Below are 16,100 nucleotides of genomic sequence, written 5' to 3'. Positions count from 1 at the left end.
GCTGCGGGCCCCGCCGTGCCGTCCATCCTGCCACGCGCCGCGGAGTGGCGGCAGGCGTGGTCGCGGGGCGATCGTCGGTCGCGCGGCACCTCTCGAACGGCCCCGCCGCGAGGCGTCGTCGATCGCCCGCCGCGATGCGCCGTCGATCACCGCCCCGCGGCGCCGCCCCTGTCGGCCGCGGCGGAACGGCACCGGGCGTCGGCCCCCCGCGCGACAATGGACCGATGGCCCGCCCCCGCAGCGCCCTCCCCTCCTCGTTCTCGCGCTCCACGACGACCTGGTTCGAGGAGTCCTTTGAGGCACCCACCGCCGCCCAGAAGGCGGCGTGGGCCGCGATCGCCCGGGGTGAGGACACGCTCGTCGTCGCACCGACCGGCTCCGGCAAGACCCTCGCCGCCTTCCTCAGCGCGATCGATCGGCTCTCCGCCGTGCCGCCCTCGGACTCCCCGCGCACCTCGGTCCTGTACATCTCGCCGCTCAAGGCGCTGGGCGTCGACGTGGAGCGGAATCTGACCTCGCCGCTCGTGGGAACGGCGCGCACGGCGGAGCGGCTCGGCGAGGAGCGTCGGCCGCTGAGCGTGGGCGTCCGCACCGGGGACACCCCGCCCGCGGAGCGCCGTCGGCTCGCCTCCCGTCCGCCGGACATCCTCATCACCACCCCCGAGTCGCTGTTCCTGATGCTCACCTCGCAGGCGCGCGAGACGCTCACCGCAGTCGACACGGTGATCCTCGACGAGGTCCATGCGGTCGCCGGCACCAAGCGCGGCGTGCACCTGGCCCTGTCGCTCGCACGGCTCGACGCGCTGCTGGAGCGTCCCGCGCAACGGATCGGGCTGTCGGCGACGGTCGAGCCCGTGGACGAGGTGGCGGCCTTCCTCAGCGGCTCCGGTAGCGGGCGCTCGGCGACGGTGGTGCGCCCCGCGTCGACGAAGCGATGGGACCTGAGCATCTCCCTCCCCGTCCCGGACCTGAAGGCGATCGAGCCGCCGGCCGATGCCGTCGACGACGAGGACGTCTCGGGGACGATCTGGCCGCACGTCGAGCGGGCGGTGTACGAGGAGGTCCTCGCCCACCGCTCCACGATCGTGTTCACGAACTCCCGCAGCCAGGCGGAGCGCCTCACCGGGAAGCTGAACCGGCTCCACACCCGGCGCCTCGCCGCGGCGGCGGACGAGTCCGCAGACTCGGCCAGCGACGCGGAGCCCGAGGAGGCCCCAGACATCGCGCGTGCCCATCACGGCTCGATGGCGAAGGAGGTGCGCGCGCAGATCGAGGACCAGCTGAAGGCGGGGACGCTGCGCTGCGTGGTCGCGACCAGCTCCCTCGAGCTGGGCATCGACATGGGCGCGGTCGACCTCGTGCTGCAGGTCGCGGCCCCGATGTCGGTCTCGAGCCTGCTGCAGCGGGTGGGCCGGGCCGGGCACGACGTCGGCGCCGTCTCCACCGGGTCCCTCCACCCCCTGCATGCGGCCGACGTGCTCCGCTCCGCGGTCGCGGTGCAGGAGGCCGTCGCCGGGCGGATCGAGCCGCTCGCCGTGCCCCGCAACGCCCTGGACGTCCTGGCCCAGCACACGGTCTCGGCCGCCGCCATGGAGGACCTGCAGATCGACGCCTGGTTCGATCTGGTCCGCTCCGCGCATCCCTATCGGGCCCTGCCGCGCGCCGCCTTCGACCAGACGATCGATCTGCTCGCCGGCCGGTACCCCTCGACCGCCTTCACGGAGCTGCGCCCGCGGCTGGTCCACGACCATGCCACCGGCACCCTCACCGCACGTCCCGGAGCGCAGCGCCTCGCCGTGACCAGCGGTGGCACCATCCCCGATCGAGGGCTGTACCCGGTGCACCTGGTCGCCTCCGACGGCGACTCCCAGCCGCGGAGGGTGGGAGAGCTCGACGAGGAGATGGTCTACGAGTCCCGGCGCGGGGACGTGATCACGCTCGGGACCAGCAGCTGGCGGATCGAGGAGATCACCGCGTCCCGCGTCACGGTCTCCCCCGCCTTCGGGCTCAGCGGCCGGATCCCGTTCTGGCACGGCGACGGGGACGGCCGTCCCGCGAGCCTCGGCCGGGCGATCTCCACGGCGCAGGCCGAGCTCGCCGCCCTCCCCCGCGACGAGGCCGCGGAGCGGTTGACCGGACTGGGGCTGGACGAGAACGCGCGCACCGTCCTGCTCGATCATCTCGGCGAACAGCTGCAGGTCACCTCCGTGATGCCGGGCCCCGACCGACTCGTGGTCGAACGCTTCCTCGACGAGCTCGGGGACTGGCGGGTGGTGCTGCACTGCGCGGCCGGACAGCGGATCACGGCGCCGTGGGCACTCGCGGTCGGTGCCCGCGTCGAGGAGCGCTACGGCCTGGACGGCCAGGTGATGGCGGCCGACGACGGGATCGTGCTGCGCATCCCCCACGGCGAGCAGCCCCCGGGCGCGGACCTGTTCACCTTCGAGCCGGAGGAGATCGCGGAGGAGGTGCGGCGCCTGGTCGGCTCCTCCGCACTGTTCGCGGCGCGGTTCCGGGAGTGCGCCGCCCGGGCGCTGCTGCTGCCGCGCCGGGACCCGAACCAGCGGGCGCCGCTGTGGCAGCAGCGACAGCGGTCGGCGCATCTGCTCGAGGTGGCGCGTCCCTATCCGGACTTCCCGATCATGCTCGAGGCGGCGCGGGAGTGCCTCCAGGACGTGTACGACCTGCCGGCACTGGTGGAGCTGATGACCCAGGTCGGACGCCGGCGCGTGCAGGTGCACGAGGTCGAGACCCCGTCGCCCTCCCCGTTCGCCCGCTCCCTGCTCTTCGGCTACATGGCGCAGTTCCTCTACGACGCCGACGCACCGCTCGCCGAACGGCGCACCGCGGCCCTCGCCCTGGACCAGTCGCTGCTGGCCGAGCTGCTGGGCACGGTGAGCCTGCGGGAGCTGTTGGACACCGAGGTGATCGCCGAGGTCGAGAGGAGCCTGCAGGGGCTCACGGCGGAACGGGCGCTGCGCAGCGCCGAGCAGCTCGCCGACGCCCTGCGGCGCCTCGGCCCGCTCACCGTGGGCCAGATCGTCGAGCGCGCGGCCGACGAGATCGACGTCGACGAGGCGCTCGCGGAGCTCGAGCGGGCGCGTCGCGTGATCCGTGTACGGATCTCCGGCACCGAACATCTGGCGGCGGTCGAGGATGCGGGCCTGCTGCGCGATGCGCTGGGCACGGCGCTGCCGACGGGAGTGCCCGCCGCGTTCCTCGCCCCGGTGGACCGGGCGGTCGCTCAGCTGCTCGCCCGCTGGGCCCGGGGTCGGGGCCCGTTCCCGGCCGCGGCGCCGACGGAGGCCTTCGGCCTCGCGCCGGGGGTGGCCCGGGCGGCGCTCGAGCAGCTCACCGCGGAGCGCGTCCTCTCCCAGGGCGAGTTCACCCCGGGCCGCGAGGGCGAGGAATGGGTCGAGACGGACGTGCTGCGCCGCATCCGTCGAGCGAGCCTCGCCGCCTCGCGCCGCGAGATCGCACCGGTCCCCGGCCCCGTCTACGCCCGCTTCCTGGGCCAGTGGCAGCACCTCGTGGGGCGTAGGGCCGACGGCCGCCGCGAGCGTGCCTCCTGGTCCGGACACGACGGTCTGCTCTCCGTGGTGGACCAGCTGGCGGGGGTCTCGCTGCCGCTGTCCGCCTGGGAGCGCCAGGTGCTCCCGGCCCGCCTGCCCGAGATGACGCCCGCCCTGCTGGATGCCGCCTTCGCGAGCGGGGAACTGGTGTGGACCGGGCACGGCCGCCTCGGCGCCGACGACGGCTGGGTCCGGCTCCACCTCGCCGACGCGCTGCCCCTGGGCCTCGACGTCGCAGCCCTCGAGGAGGCCGCGGACGCCCTGCCGCAGGACTCGCTCGCCGCGCGCGTCCTCGCCCTGCTGCGCGCCACGCCCGGCGCGCTGCGTCACGGGGAGATCTTCGCGGTACTGGCGGGGGAGGACGGCACGCCGGTGGACCCCGCCGCGCTCGAGGAGGCGGTGTGGGATCTCGCCTTCCAGGGACTGATCACCAACGACTCCTTCGCGGCGCTGCGCGCCCTCGCCCACGGACCCTCGGGCAGCGGTGCCGCCCGCACCGGGAGCGCCCGACGCTCGGGCACGCCGTCCCGGTCACGGACCCTCGGTCGACGCGGCGCCGCCCGGCTCTCCGCGGCGATGATGCGCCAGGGCGTCACGAGCAGCGCGGAGCTCGCCAGCACCGCCCTCGGCACCGGCCGCTGGTCCGCAGTGCGGGTCGATGCGGTGGATCCCGCCGCCCGGGCGGCGGCCCTCGCGGCGCTGCTGCTGGACCGCCACGGCGTGGTCACCCGCGGCGCGATGGATGTGGAGGACGTCCCCGGCGGCTTCGCCGGCGTGTACCGGGTGCTCTCCGCGCTCGAGGACAGCGGCGGCTGCCGCCGGGGCTACTTCGTGGACCATCTCGGCGCCTCCCAGTTCGCCCCCGCCGAGGCGGTGGACCTGCTCCGCGACCGCGACCAGGAGGCCTCGGCGAGCTCCGGGGCCGGGGCGCCGGGGACGGGCCCGTCGGCCGATGCCGTCGCGGTGGCGCTCGCGGCGACCGATCCGGCGAACCCCTATGGTGCGGCGCTCCCCTGGCCTGCACTGCCGATCGCCCCGCCGGAGGGCCGGGCGGTGCGCCCCGCGCGCCGCGCCGGGGCTCTCGTGCTGCTCCGGGACGGCCACGTGCAGGCCTTCGTCGATCGGGGCGGGAAGCACCTGCTGTGGTGGGCCGACGAGGCCGCGACGCCGGGGACCGCGGAGCAGCTGGTCCGCGCCGTGGCGGAGGACTCCCGCCTGCCGCAGCTGCGGATCGAGCGCATCACCGGCCACGGCCTCGACGCGGAGCCGGTCGCCCACGTCACCGCAGCCCTCGCCGAGGCCGGCTGCTACCGCTCCCCCCGCTCGCTACGGCTGCGGGCGGGTGATCGCTGATGCCCGAGGGCGACACCGTGGCGCGTCAGTGCCGGATCCTCGACGAGGCTCTCGCCGGCGCCGTGCTCACCGCCTGCGACCTCCGGGTGCCGCGCGCGGCGACCGCCGACCTGGCCGGCTGGAGCGTGCTCGAGGTGCGACCGCGCGGCAAGCACCTCCTGATCCGGCTCGCCCCTCCCGGGCCCGGACCGAGCCCGTTGACCCTGCACAGCCATCTGATGATGGACGGGATCTGGCGCGTCGACGGGCGGGCGCTGCGCTCGAGCGACACCAGCGCCGGACCTCGCTCTCCCGACACGATCCGTATCGAGCTCCAGGCCCGGCACGGGGACGGGAGGTCGGTGCGGGCCGTCGCCTACGACGTCAAGCAGGTGCGGCTGCTGCGCACGGCCGACGAGGAGCAGCTGCTCGGGAGACTGGGCCCCGATCTGCTGGACCCGGACTGGGACGCCGATCCGTCGTTGCGCGCGCGAGCGATCGCGAACCTCGCCGCCGAGCCCACGCGACCGATCGGCCTCGCCCTGCTGGACCAGCACGTCCTCGCCGGGATCGGGAACATCTACCGCAGCGAGCTGTGCTTCCTGCGCCGGGTGCATCCCGCCGCCCCCGTCTCCGCCGCCGGGGACCTCGGGGAGCTCGTCGACCTCGCACACCGGCTGTTGGTGCTGAACCGAGACCGGGAGGTGCGGGTGACCACCGGCGGGATGCTCGGCCGGGACGGCGACCTGTGGGTGTACGGCCGCGGAGGCCGCCAGTGCCGCCGCTGTCGCACCCGGGTCGAGCGGGGCGAGCTGGCCGAGCCGCGGCTCGAGGGGACCGAGGCGCGAGTGCTGTGGTTCTGTCCCCGCTGCCAGGCAGGACCGGGTGCGACCGAGGTGAGCGGGACGCCACCGGCCTCTCGGGCCCGGGGTCGACGCGCGCCTCGGTAGACTCGTGCGCCGTCAGCCTCCATAGCTCAATGGATAGAGCAACGGCCTTCTAATCCGTAGGTTGCAGGTTCGAGTCCTGCTGGGGGCGCCGCCCGTCGGCACACCGCCGATCCCCGCCCGCCGCAGAGGTGCCACCGAGATGATCCTGAAGGTCCTCACGTTCGGCGCGATCGCCCTGCTGATCCTGCTGCGCCTGACGCGCACGCCGCTCGGTGCACGCCTGCTCGGCGTCTCCCGGAGGGTGCTCGACGCCGTCTACCTCGGGGCGCTGCTGGTCACCGGGGTGCTCGCCGCGGTCTTCGAACAGTGGATCCTGCTCGGCGCAGTGGTGGTGCTGCTCGTGCTCGGGCTCGTCGAGGAGGTCCGCCGGCGGTCGCGGGCCGCTCGCCTCGTCACACCTCCCGGCCGTGCGCCGAGGAGCCCTCGTTCCAGGCGGTGACCCAGGCGGGCAGCTCGCGGTCCGCGGGCATCGGACCGGAAAGCTCGAGCACCTCGGGGACCGGGACGGAGCCGCCCTCCTCACGCAGGAAGCGGGCCCGCACGACCGCATCGGCGACCACCCGGCCCCCGCGGCGGAACACCTGCTCCATGTAGATCCACCGGTCGTCGTGCCCGATCACCCGGGTGTCCAGATCGAACCTCTGCCCGAGCGTGAGGGAGCGGCGATAGGTGATGGTCTGGCCCGCGACGACCGGGTACCACCCGGCATCGGTGATCCGCTTCCAGAAGCCGGAGCGGAACATGAGGTCCATCCGGCCGAGATCCATGATCGAGAGGTAGCGGCCGTTGTTCATGTGCCGCTGCACGTCGAGATCGGCGAGGTTCACGCGAAAGCGCGCCCTCGAGGTGTCCCAGATCGAGAGCGGGGTCTTCCCGCGCACCCGCACCAGGAACAGGAGAAGGCGGATGTACATGTTCACGGCAGGATCCTCCCCGGGCCCCCGTCGGCCCGCCCTCGACTCCGGATGACCACAGGGTAATCTCTCGCGGCCCGCGTCCCGGCCCCCGGGCGGGACCGGCCCTCGCGCTACTGTTGTCCGGTGACCTCCAGCTCCTCCCGCTCCGTGAACGACCGCATCATCTGGGTCGACTGCGAGATGACCGGACTCGACAAGCAGCGCGACGCGCTCGTCGAGATCGCGGTGCTCGTGACCGACGCCGATCTGAACATCCTCGGGGACGGCGTCGACGTCGTCATCAGGCCCCCGGCGGAGGCGCTCGAGGGAATGGACCCCTTCGTGGTCCGGATGCACACCACCTCGGGCCTTCTCGACGAGCTCGAGGCGGGCATGACCCTCGAGGAGGCGCAGGAGCTGTGCCTCGAGTACGTGCGGGAGTTCTGCCCGGAGCCGGGGAAGGCCCCGCTCGCCGGCAACAGCGTCGGCACCGACCGCGCCTTCCTGGACCGCGACGTGCCCGAGTTCGCGAACTGGCTCTCGTACCGCACCATCGACGTCTCGAGCCTCAAGGAGCTCGCCAAGCGCTGGTTCCCGCGCGTCTACTACAACATCCCCGCGAAGCACGGCGGCCACCGCGCCCTCGCCGACATCCGCGAGTCGATCCAGGAGCTGAAGTACTACCGCGAGGTGCTGCTCGTCGACGAGCCCGGCCCGACCTCCGCCCAGGCCCAGGCCGCCGCACGCACCTTTGAGCTCACCGACGAGGAGAACCCCGTGACCCCTGCCCCCGGCCCCCACCAGCCCTGGCTGTCCCGGCCCTCCCACCGCTCCTGGCTCGAGGGCGAGGGCGATGAGCTGCTCGTCTTCGGCTCCGAGTCGGTGCGGGAGGACGGCGGTTTCTCCTGGCTCGACGAGGAGGGCGCCCCGGACCTCTCCCGCCCGGCCGAGCTGTGGATCACCTGCCGGATGACGCACTGCTTCTCCCTCGGCCACCTGTTGGGACGCCCCGACTTCGGGCGCTTCGCCGATCATGGCGTCGCCTCCCTGCGCGGGGTCTTCCGCGACGCGGAGCACGGCGGCTGGTTCGCCTCGGTGCAGGACGGCGCGCCGGTCGACGACACCAAGCAGGCCTATGCGCACGCCTTCGTGGTGCTCGCCGCCGCCTCCGCGACGGCCGCCGGTCGCCCCGGCGCCGCCGAGCTGCTGGAGGAAGCGCTCACCGTCCTCGAGGAGAAGTTCTTCGACGAGGCCGCGGGGATGAGCGTGGACACCTTCGACCGCACCTTCACCGAGTGCGAGGACTACCGCGGGATCAACGCCAACATGCACACCGTGGAAGCCCTGCTGGCCGCCGCGGACGTCACCGGCGAGCGTCGCTGGCTGGACCGGGCCGTCGCCATCGCGACCCGGGCGATCGACGAGTTCGCCCGGGCGAACGACTGGGCGCTGCCCGAGCACTTCGACGTCGACTGGAACCCGCTCCTGGACTACAACCGGGACGAGCCGAACCACCCCTTCCGCCCCTACGGGGCGACCGTCGGCCACTGGATCGAGTGGGCGCGACTGGTGCTCCACGCGCGGGCAGCGCTCCTCGCAGCCGACGGCGAGACACCCGAGTGGATGCTCGAGGCGGCGACCGCGCTGATGGAGAAGGCGGCGGGCACCTTCGGCATCGACGGCGCCCCCGGCTTCGTCTACACCGTCGACTGGGACGGCTCCCCCGTCGCCCGCGAGCGCATGCACTGGGTCGCCGCGGAGGCCGTGGGCGCCGCCGCCGTGATGCACGAGGTCACCGGCGAGCGGATCTGGGCCGAGCGCTACGAGCAGTGGTGGGAGTACATCTCCACCTTCCTGCTGGACGCGGAGGACGGCTCGTGGTTCCACGAGCTCGACGGCGACAACGAGCCGCAGGGCGTGACCTGGCCGGGCAAGCCCGACATCTACCACGCCTTCCAGGCGACGCTCATCCCTCGCCTGCCGGTCACGCCGACCCTGGCCGCCGCGCTGCGGGACGGTCTGCTCGACGCGAACCTCTGAGACGGCGGGGGCGCTCGGCCGCCGGATCCGCCGAGCGCTCCCCGCGTCCCCGTCGTCACCGGGGAGGATCCCGTGGCGCGCTGCCGTCCCGGGTCCGTGCGTCGACGGGATCCCGAGGAGGAGTGCGGAGGAGTGCAATGCGACTCACACTCCTGCGGGCCGTCGGACGGCTCGAACCACGCGGCGGGGACGGTATGCTTGCTACTCGTTGCACGGCATCGCCGCGCACATGGTGGTCGTAGCTCAGTTGGTAGAGCTCCTGGTTGTGGTCCAGGCGGTCGCGGGTTCAAATCCCGTCGATCACCCCAAGAAACGCCCTGGAAACAGGGCGTTTTCTCGTTCCCCAGCAGAGTGCGGGGTCTCCGGGATGAGCACCTGAGGGGTGCGAGAGGTCCCCGGCCTCCCAGCCAGGGCTCGGCCCCGCAGCGACCTCGACTCCACCTTGCATCCAGTCCGTTCTGGCAGGATCGATCCTCCGACCCCGACCCGCGAGGAGTGCCCCGGATGGACGACGCAGCGTCACCGCAGGAGAGGCCCTCGCCGGTCGTCGCAACCCAGCCGGTCCGCGACCTCGTCGCCGCTCGCGCGGAGCAGGCCGTGCTGACGGAGTCCGAGCAGGACGAGATCGCAGCAGGGCTGCGACAGGTGTACGAGGAGTTCATCGCCCTGCGAATGCACTACCAGTTCGGCATCGACGAGGTGCTCACGAAGGTGGAGATCCTCCGCAAGGAGTTCGAGCAGATGCACGACTACTCCCCCATCGAGCATGTGCGCACACGGCTGAAGTCCGTCGAGTCCCTCATGGACAAGGCACTGCGCACCGGCGGGGAGATGACGGTACGCGCGATCCGGAAGCGGATCCACGACATCGCCGGCATCCGCATCACCACGAGCTTCGTCGCGGACGCGTACTGGATCGCGGACATCCTCGCCTCACAGGGGGACCTCGAGGTGCTCACCGTCAAGGACTACATCGCCGCCCCCAAGCCGAACGGCTACCGCTCCCTGCATCTCATCGTGCAGGTGCCGGTGTACCTGTCCACGCATGTCGAGCAGGTGCCGGTCGAACTGCAGATCCGCACGATCGCGATGGACTTCTGGGCCAGCACCGAGCACAAGCTCTCCTACAAGTACGAGAAGAACCTCCCGCCCGCGCTGCGCGAGGAGCTCGACGACGCGGCCCGGGTCGCGAACGAGCTGGATGCGCGGATGGAACGGCTGCGCGGGGAGATCCGGCCGCAGGCCGCGCCCGGAGGGGGCAGCGGCCTGTTCTCGGTTCGCCCCGGGTCCCCCGCCTGAGCTCGGCAGCATGTGACAGGGGACATGCGCGCCATACTGGGGGCATGTCACGGAACACTGCCCGACGACGTGTGCTGATCACGGGAGCCACCGGAGGCGTCGGCTCCCATCTGGCCACCACCCTGACCGACGACTACGAGCTCGTGCTGCACAGCCGCAGCCCGGAGAAGACACCCCAGGGCACGGCGCTGAAGATCGCCCAGCTCGGTGAGTACCAGCAGGTCCTGGAATTGATGGACGGCATCGACACGGTAGTCCACATGGCCGGGGCGGCTTCGCCCGAGTCCAGCTGGGAGCTCGTGCTCGAGGCGAACATCATCGGCGTGCGCAACGTCCTGGAAGCCGCCCGGGAGGCGGGTGTGCGTCGCGTGGTGCTCGCCTCCTCCAACCACGCTATGGGCATGTACGACCGCCACGAACAGTGGCCCGTCTACCCACACCAGCTGCAGCGGGCCGACTCCCTGTACGGGGTCTCGAAGGTCTTCGGGGAGGGGATCGGACGCTTCTACCACGACGAGCACGGCCTGGACGTGATAGCCCTGCGCATCGGCTGGTTCACCGAGGATCCGCTCGCCGCGGAAGAGGACATCCTGCGCGCCATGTGGCTCAGCCCCCGCGACTGCACCGAGGTGGTGCGCTGCGCGATCGAAGCCGAGGTGACCTTCGGCCTGTTCTACGCCATCTCCGACAATCCCAACCGTCGCTGGTCCACGACGAACACGCAGCTGGAGCTGGGGTATCGGCCCCAGGACTCCTGGACCCGCCTCCCCGGGGCAGGCGAGCACGTGGTCGAGGGCGGTGCCGGAGTGCGGGACGATTGGCCGCTCGGGTCATGACCGGCCTCCCCGGGCGAGGTCCGCGCGAACCCGGCGGCACACATCGACGCCGCGACCCGCTCACCGCGGTGCCGCGAGCGGCGGTCGCGGTGCTCGTGCTCGCGGCGCTCGCCTGGAGCTCACTCGAGGCGGCCCGCGCCGGGACCCTCCCCCAGCACGTCTCCTTCTTCACGATCCAGTCGAACTTCGCCTTCGCCCTCGTGATGCTCGCGATGGCGATACTCCCGCAGGCCCGGCACCCGAGGTGGTGGGAGCACCTTCGGGGCGCAGTCGTGTTCTACCTGGCGATGACGGGGATCATCTACGCCCTGCTGGTGGCGCCGCTGGACGAGCTGCTGCGCTGGGACATCGGCTGGACGGGCATCGTGCTGCACCGACTGGCGCCCGTGGTCGCCGTCGCGGACTGGCTGCTGACCCCGCGGCGCTCCCGCCCACGCCCGGTGCGTCTGCTCGCCTGGCAGGTGTACCCGGTGCTCTTCCTCGTGCTGACCTGGATCCGGGGCGCGGTCACCGGCTGGTACCCGTACGCCTTCCTCGACCCGACGGCCTCCTCGTGGGGACAGGTGCTCGTGACGACCGCGATCGTGCTGGTCGCCTTCCTCACCGTCGCGCTCGGGATCCATCTCCTGCACGGGCGGCTCGCGCGGCGCCGACCCATCCCGAGCGATGATCCCTCGCGGGCCCTTTCCCGGTCGGACGCACCGAGGAGCTGAAACACCGGCCCGGCGCCGCGGCGTCCGACGCACCCTCCCACGGGCGTTCCCGCCTCGCGAGTCCGCTCAGTCGTGTCCCTCAGCGATCAGCGCCCCGAGCTGGGCGACGGCCTCGGCGTCGCCGTCCACGTGCACGCGCTGCGGCCCGCCGGGGAGGCGGTCGAGCCCCGCGGCCCGCCCCCAGGCCCACAGGTCCAGAGCCTGCGGAGTGCCGGTGGCCCGCGCGCGCGGCAGACCCTCCGCGTCCGCCGGGTCGGCGAGGAGCCGGCCGACGGGGGCGTCGAACTCCTGGCCGTCGCGGGGCCGGGTCCCGGACCAGCGGCTGATCAGCAACTGCCGGGCCTCGCCACCCTCGGGCGCGATCTCGGCCACGGCGACGGGCCGCAGCGTCGCCCAGTCGGGGATCCACTCGAAGCCGGCCGGCCACATCACCTGCAGGACGTGGTCCAGTCCCGCGAGCGCGTCCTCGGGCGCGATGGGGCTGAGCTGATCCAGGCCCGCGGCGAGCTCGGCATCCACGCGGTGCACCGTCGCCTCGTGGGGCTGCATGCGACGGGTCGCGCCGACGCCATGGACCTCGGAGAACCAGAACCAGGCGGGGTCCTCATCCTCGTGCGCCTCGAGCTGCTCGAGCAGGGCCGCGGTGGCTGCCGCTCGACGGGCCAGCAGCTCGTCGCGACCCTCGGGCCGTGGCGTCTTGGCCTCCTCGATCCGCTGGACCTCCTCCTCGGTGGTGGCGCCCTCCCGGAGGATCGCGGCCCAGAACTCGTGGACCTCGGTGAGGTGCCACAGCAGATCGTCGGCGGTCCACTCGGGACAGGTGGGAACCTGGGCGGCGGAGTCGGTCCCGGCGAGGACGGCGGCGAGGCGATCGGCCTCGCGGGAGATGGTGGTGTGCGCGTCGATGCTCATGGCCCCATCGAAGCACCGCGGGGTGACGCACGACACCCGATTCCGGGCGGGACGCCTTGCCTTCTATACCCCATAGGGGTATAAATGATGGCGTGCGGAGCGATCGCTCGCGCATCGTCGACCCGAGGAGAACCCCATGACCACCACCACCTTCCAGGTCACCGGCATGACCTGCGGTCACTGCGAGACGTCCGTGCGCGAAGAGGTCTCCGAGATCGCCGGCGTCCAGGACGTCCAGGTCAGCCACGAGACCGGCGTGCTCACCGTCTCCGCCGAGCACGAGCTCGACGACACCGCCGTGCTCGCCGCCGTCGGGGAGGCCGGCTACACCGCCGTCCGCGCCTGATCCACCGCACCACCGCCGTTCCCGCTGCTGTCCCGAAGGAGGCCCCCATGCCCGCCGGATCGTCCCCGCTTCCCCTCGGCGCCGAGATCGACCTCGAGATCAGCGGGATGACCTGCGCCTCGTGCGCGAACCGCATCGAGCGGAAACTCAACAAGATCGAGGGCGTCACCGCGAGCGTCAACTACGCGACCGAGAGGGCACGGATCAGCGCGCCCGTGGGCACCGACCCGGCCGCGCTCGTCGCCGTGGTCGAGCAGGCGGGGTACGGGGCGACGGTCCCCGCTCCCCCGGCACCCGCTCCCGTCGAGGACGGCTCCGGCGCAGGGACGTCGGCCGACGCGGAGGACCCGGAGCTGCACGTGCTCCGGCAGCGGCTGATCGGCGCGGCCGTGCTCGGGATCCCGGTGATCCTGCTGTCGATGATTCCGGCGCTGCAGTTTCCGAACTGGCAGTGGGCGGTCCTCGCCCTGAGCTCGCCGGTCGTGTTGTGGGCGGCCTGGCCCTTCCACCGTGCGGCGCTGATCAACGCCCGCCACGGCGCGACCACCATGGACACGCTGATCTCCGTGGGGGTCACCGCCGCCTACCTGTGGTCGCTGTACGCGCTGTTCCTCGGCGAGGCGGGCATGACGGGAATGACCCACGAGTTCTCCCTGTCGATCGCGCGCACGGACGGCTCCGCGAACATCTACCTCGAGGTCGCGGCCGGCGTGACGCTGTTCCTGTTGCTCGGGCGCTATCTCGAGAAGCGCTCGAAGCGGCAGGCCGGCGCGGCGCTGCGCGCCCTGATGGACCTCGGCGCGAAGGACGTGGCGGTGCTCCGCGACGGCGTCGAGACCAGGATCCCCGTCGCACGGCTCGCGGTCGGCGACGAGTTCGTGGTGCGGCCCGGCGAGAAGATCGCGACCGACGGCGCCGTGGCCGCCGGCACCTCCGCGGTGGACGTCTCGATGCTCACCGGCGAGTCGGTCCCGCAGGAGGTCGCCGAGGGTGACACCGTCACCGGCGCGACCGTGAACGTCGGCGGGCGGCTCGTGGTCCGCGCGACGCGCGTCGGCGCCGACACCCAGCTCGCCCAGATGGCGCGCATGGTCGAGGACGCCCAGTCCGGGAAGGCCGCCGCCCAGCGCCTCGCCGACCGCGTTTCCGGCGTGTTCGTGCCGATCGTGCTGGTCCTCGCGGTCGGCGTGCTGATCACCTGGATCGCGACCGGCCACCCCCTCGAGACGGCCTTCACCGCCGCGGTGGCCGTGCTGATCATCGCCTGCCCGTGCGCGCTCGGCCTCGCGACCCCGACCGCGCTGCTGGTCGGCACCGGGCGCGGCGCGCAGATGGGCATCCTGCTGAAGGGGCCCGAGGTGCTCGAGAGCACCCGCCGCGCCGACACCGTCGTCCTCGACAAGACCGGCACGGTGACCACCGGGACCATGACCCTCGTGGACGTCGTCCCCGCAGAGGGCACCACCGCCGAGGAGCTGCTGCGCGCGGCGGGCGCCCTCGAGGACGCCTCCGAGCATCCGATCGCCCGGGCCGTCGCCGCCGGAGCCCGCGAGCGCGTGGGCGGCCTGCCCGTCCCGACCGGGTTCGAGAACCTCCCCGGGCGCGGCGTGCGTGGCGACGTGGACGGCCGCGAGGTGCTCGTCGGCCGCGAGGCGCTGTTCCCCGCCGGCCTGCCGGCCGAGCTGGCGCGTGCGAAGTCCGCGGCGGAGGCCGCCGGGCGCACCGCGGTCGTCGCCGGTTGGGACGGCGCGGCCCGCGGGATTCTGGTGGTGGCCGACGCGGTCAAGCCCACGAGCGCCGAGGCCGTCGCGCTCCTGCGGCAACAGGGCCTGACCCCGATCCTGCTCACCGGGGACCACCGCGCCACGGCCGAGCAGATCGCCGCGGAGGTCGGCATCGACGAGGTCATCGCCGAGGTTCTCCCCCAGGACAAGGTGGAGGTCGTCTCCCGTCTCCAGGAGGAGGGGAGGATCGTGGCGATGATCGGCGACGGCGTCAACGACGCGGCCGCCCTCGCGCAGGCCGACCTCGGCCTCGCGATGGGCACCGGCACCGATGCGGCGATCGAGGCCTCGGACATCACGCTGGTGCGCGGCGATCTGCGCGCGGCGGCCGACGCGATCCGCCTCGCCCGCCGCACCCTCGGCACCATCAAGGGCAACCTGTTCTGGGCCTTCGCCTACAACGTCGCGGCGATCCCGCTCGCGGCGCTGGGTCTGCTGAACCCGATGCTCGCCGGGGCCGCGATGGCGTTCTCGAGCGTGTTCGTCGTCGGCAACAGCCTGCGCCTGCGCTCGGTGCGCAGCCTCTCGCGCGATGTCCCGCCGGCGCCGTCGGCCGCTTCCGGATCAGATGCCCCCGCCCTTTCGTCGGTCTGAGGGCGCCCGCCGCCGACCGCTCTCGGGAGCGCCCTCCCACGACCGGTCCCGCCGGTCCCGGGTGCACTAGGGTGAGCGAGGACGGAGCGCGGACGAGTACCGCGAGGACCTCGTTCGGCAGATGCGATTAACGTTGCCTCTGACCCGTTGAACCAGGGACGAGGAGAATCGTGTTCGACAGCGAGGGCCCTCCGGGGGCGACCCCGGATCAGCCGCAGGGGCGGCGCGAGCACATCATCGATGGCGCGGCCGAGATGTTCGCCGAGCACGGCTACTACGGCTCGAGCCTGCGCGACATCTCCCGCCACGTCGGCATCTCACGCTCCGGGATGCTGCATCACGTCGAGTCCAAGGACGTGCTCCTCGGCGCCGTGATCGATCGGCTGGAGGACCACGCTGAGATGGCCATGGAGCGGGTCCGGGACGTCGAGGGGAGCCGCGAGGCCTTCCTGCAGATCCTGGCAGAGGTCTGGAATCCGTCCTCGCTGCCTGTGCGCCTGCTCGCGACGCTGGACGCCGAGACCGTGAGCGAGGACCACCCGGGGCGGTACCGTCTGGCGCGTCTGCGAAAAGTCCACGAGCACCTGCTCGAGACCTGCTTCTCCCGCCTCGACCAGGAGAAGCTGCCGGACGGGCAGAGCGATGCGGCGTTCGCCGGTCGCGCCCTGTTCGCGATGGTGCTGAATCTCGCCGTGCGCGAGAAGACGGTGCGGCCCTATCAGCACGCAGACGCGGACGACGCCCCGCTCGCGGACCTCGCCCGTCTGGTGGACGTCGTGCTCGCCCCGGAGTCCCTCGAGCCCCCGGCCGACGAGACCTGAGTCGG

General features: G+C 72.8%; 12 protein-coding genes and 2 tRNA genes. 12 read left to right on the top strand and 2 right to left on the bottom strand.

Annotated elements, in window-relative coordinates:
* Positions 1-224 precede the first annotated feature (224 nt).
* The 4 genes from ACZCAH_RS00885 (at position 225) to ACZCAH_RS00870 (ending at position 6,293) form a co-directional block, all read left to right on the top strand.
* Positions 225-4,925, top strand: a complete 4,701-nt coding sequence (locus tag ACZCAH_RS00885) for an ATP-dependent helicase (RefSeq protein WP_464339290.1) — start codon at positions 225-227, stop codon at positions 4,923-4,925.
* Positions 4,925-5,854, top strand: a complete 930-nt coding sequence (locus ACZCAH_RS00880; RefSeq protein ID WP_464339289.1) for a DNA-formamidopyrimidine glycosylase family protein — start codon at positions 4,925-4,927, stop codon at positions 5,852-5,854. The genes ACZCAH_RS00885 and ACZCAH_RS00880 overlap by 1 nt, the downstream gene beginning before the upstream one ends.
* A 15-nt stretch (positions 5,855-5,869) precedes the next feature.
* Positions 5,870-5,942 (top strand) — tRNA-Arg (locus tag ACZCAH_RS00875).
* 51 nt (positions 5,943-5,993) lie between these two features.
* Complete coding sequence (locus ACZCAH_RS00870; protein ID WP_464339288.1) at positions 5,994-6,293, top strand: hypothetical protein; 300 nt, start codon at positions 5,994-5,996, stop codon at positions 6,291-6,293.
* On the opposite strand, the gene ACZCAH_RS00865 is transcribed toward ACZCAH_RS00870, so the two are convergent.
* Positions 6,247-6,768 carry an acyl-CoA thioesterase gene (locus ACZCAH_RS00865; protein ID WP_464339795.1) on the bottom strand — a complete coding sequence of 174 codons (522 nt, stop codon included), beginning with the start codon at positions 6,766-6,768 and terminating at the stop codon, positions 6,247-6,249. The genes ACZCAH_RS00870 and ACZCAH_RS00865 overlap by 47 nt on opposite strands.
* 126 nt (positions 6,769-6,894) lie before the next feature.
* Here ACZCAH_RS00865 and orn point away from each other — a divergent pair, with 126 nt between their 5' ends.
* The 5 genes from orn (at position 6,895) to ACZCAH_RS00840 (ending at position 11,638) form a co-directional block, all read left to right on the top strand.
* Positions 6,895-8,790, top strand: a complete 1,896-nt coding sequence (gene orn, locus ACZCAH_RS00860) for an oligoribonuclease (RefSeq protein ID WP_464339287.1) — start codon at positions 6,895-6,897, stop codon at positions 8,788-8,790.
* A 232-nt stretch (positions 8,791-9,022) separates the two neighbouring features.
* Positions 9,023-9,098, top strand: a tRNA-His gene (locus tag ACZCAH_RS00855).
* Positions 9,099-9,294: 196 nt separating this feature from the next.
* The gene (locus tag ACZCAH_RS00850) at positions 9,295-10,089 is read left to right on the top strand and encodes a GTP pyrophosphokinase (protein WP_464339286.1); all 795 of its coding nucleotides are present in this window, start codon (positions 9,295-9,297) and stop codon (positions 10,087-10,089) included.
* 44 nt (positions 10,090-10,133) lie between these two features.
* On the top strand, positions 10,134-10,925 hold the full coding sequence (locus ACZCAH_RS00845) for an NAD-dependent epimerase/dehydratase family protein (protein WP_464339285.1): 792 nt from the start codon (positions 10,134-10,136) through the stop codon (positions 10,923-10,925).
* Positions 10,922-11,638: a Pr6Pr family membrane protein gene (locus tag ACZCAH_RS00840; RefSeq protein ID WP_464339284.1), complete on the top strand. Its 717-nt coding sequence runs from the start codon at positions 10,922-10,924 to the stop codon at positions 11,636-11,638. Before ACZCAH_RS00845 ends, ACZCAH_RS00840 begins: the two co-directional genes overlap by 4 nt.
* Before the next feature lie 66 nt (positions 11,639-11,704).
* Here ACZCAH_RS00840 and ACZCAH_RS00835 read toward each other — a convergent pair whose 3' ends face one another.
* Positions 11,705-12,550 carry a DinB family protein gene (locus ACZCAH_RS00835; RefSeq protein ID WP_464339283.1) on the bottom strand — a complete coding sequence of 282 codons (846 nt, stop codon included), beginning with the start codon at positions 12,548-12,550 and terminating at the stop codon, positions 11,705-11,707.
* Between the two features lie 136 nt (positions 12,551-12,686).
* Here ACZCAH_RS00835 and ACZCAH_RS00830 point away from each other — a divergent pair, with 136 nt between their 5' ends.
* The 3 genes from ACZCAH_RS00830 to ACZCAH_RS00820 all read left to right on the top strand — a co-directional run bounded on the left by ACZCAH_RS00830 (position 12,687) and on the right by ACZCAH_RS00820 (position 16,095).
* Complete coding sequence (locus ACZCAH_RS00830; protein ID WP_464339282.1) at positions 12,687-12,896, top strand: heavy-metal-associated domain-containing protein; 210 nt, start codon at positions 12,687-12,689, stop codon at positions 12,894-12,896.
* 47 nt (positions 12,897-12,943) lie between these two features.
* A complete protein-coding gene (locus tag ACZCAH_RS00825) occupies positions 12,944-15,274 on the top strand; it encodes a heavy metal translocating P-type ATPase (RefSeq protein ID WP_464339281.1) in 2,331 nt (776 codons plus the stop codon).
* A gap of 170 nt (positions 15,275-15,444) precedes the next feature.
* Positions 15,445-16,095 (top strand): TetR/AcrR family transcriptional regulator, encoded by a 651-nt coding sequence (locus tag ACZCAH_RS00820; protein ID WP_464339280.1) that lies wholly within the window; start codon positions 15,445-15,447, stop codon positions 16,093-16,095.
* The last annotated feature ends 5 nt before the right edge of the window (positions 16,096-16,100 follow it).

This window comes from Brachybacterium sp. B718/18, assembly GCF_055454375.1.
This window is presented reverse-complemented; position numbering and strand designations above follow the sequence as displayed.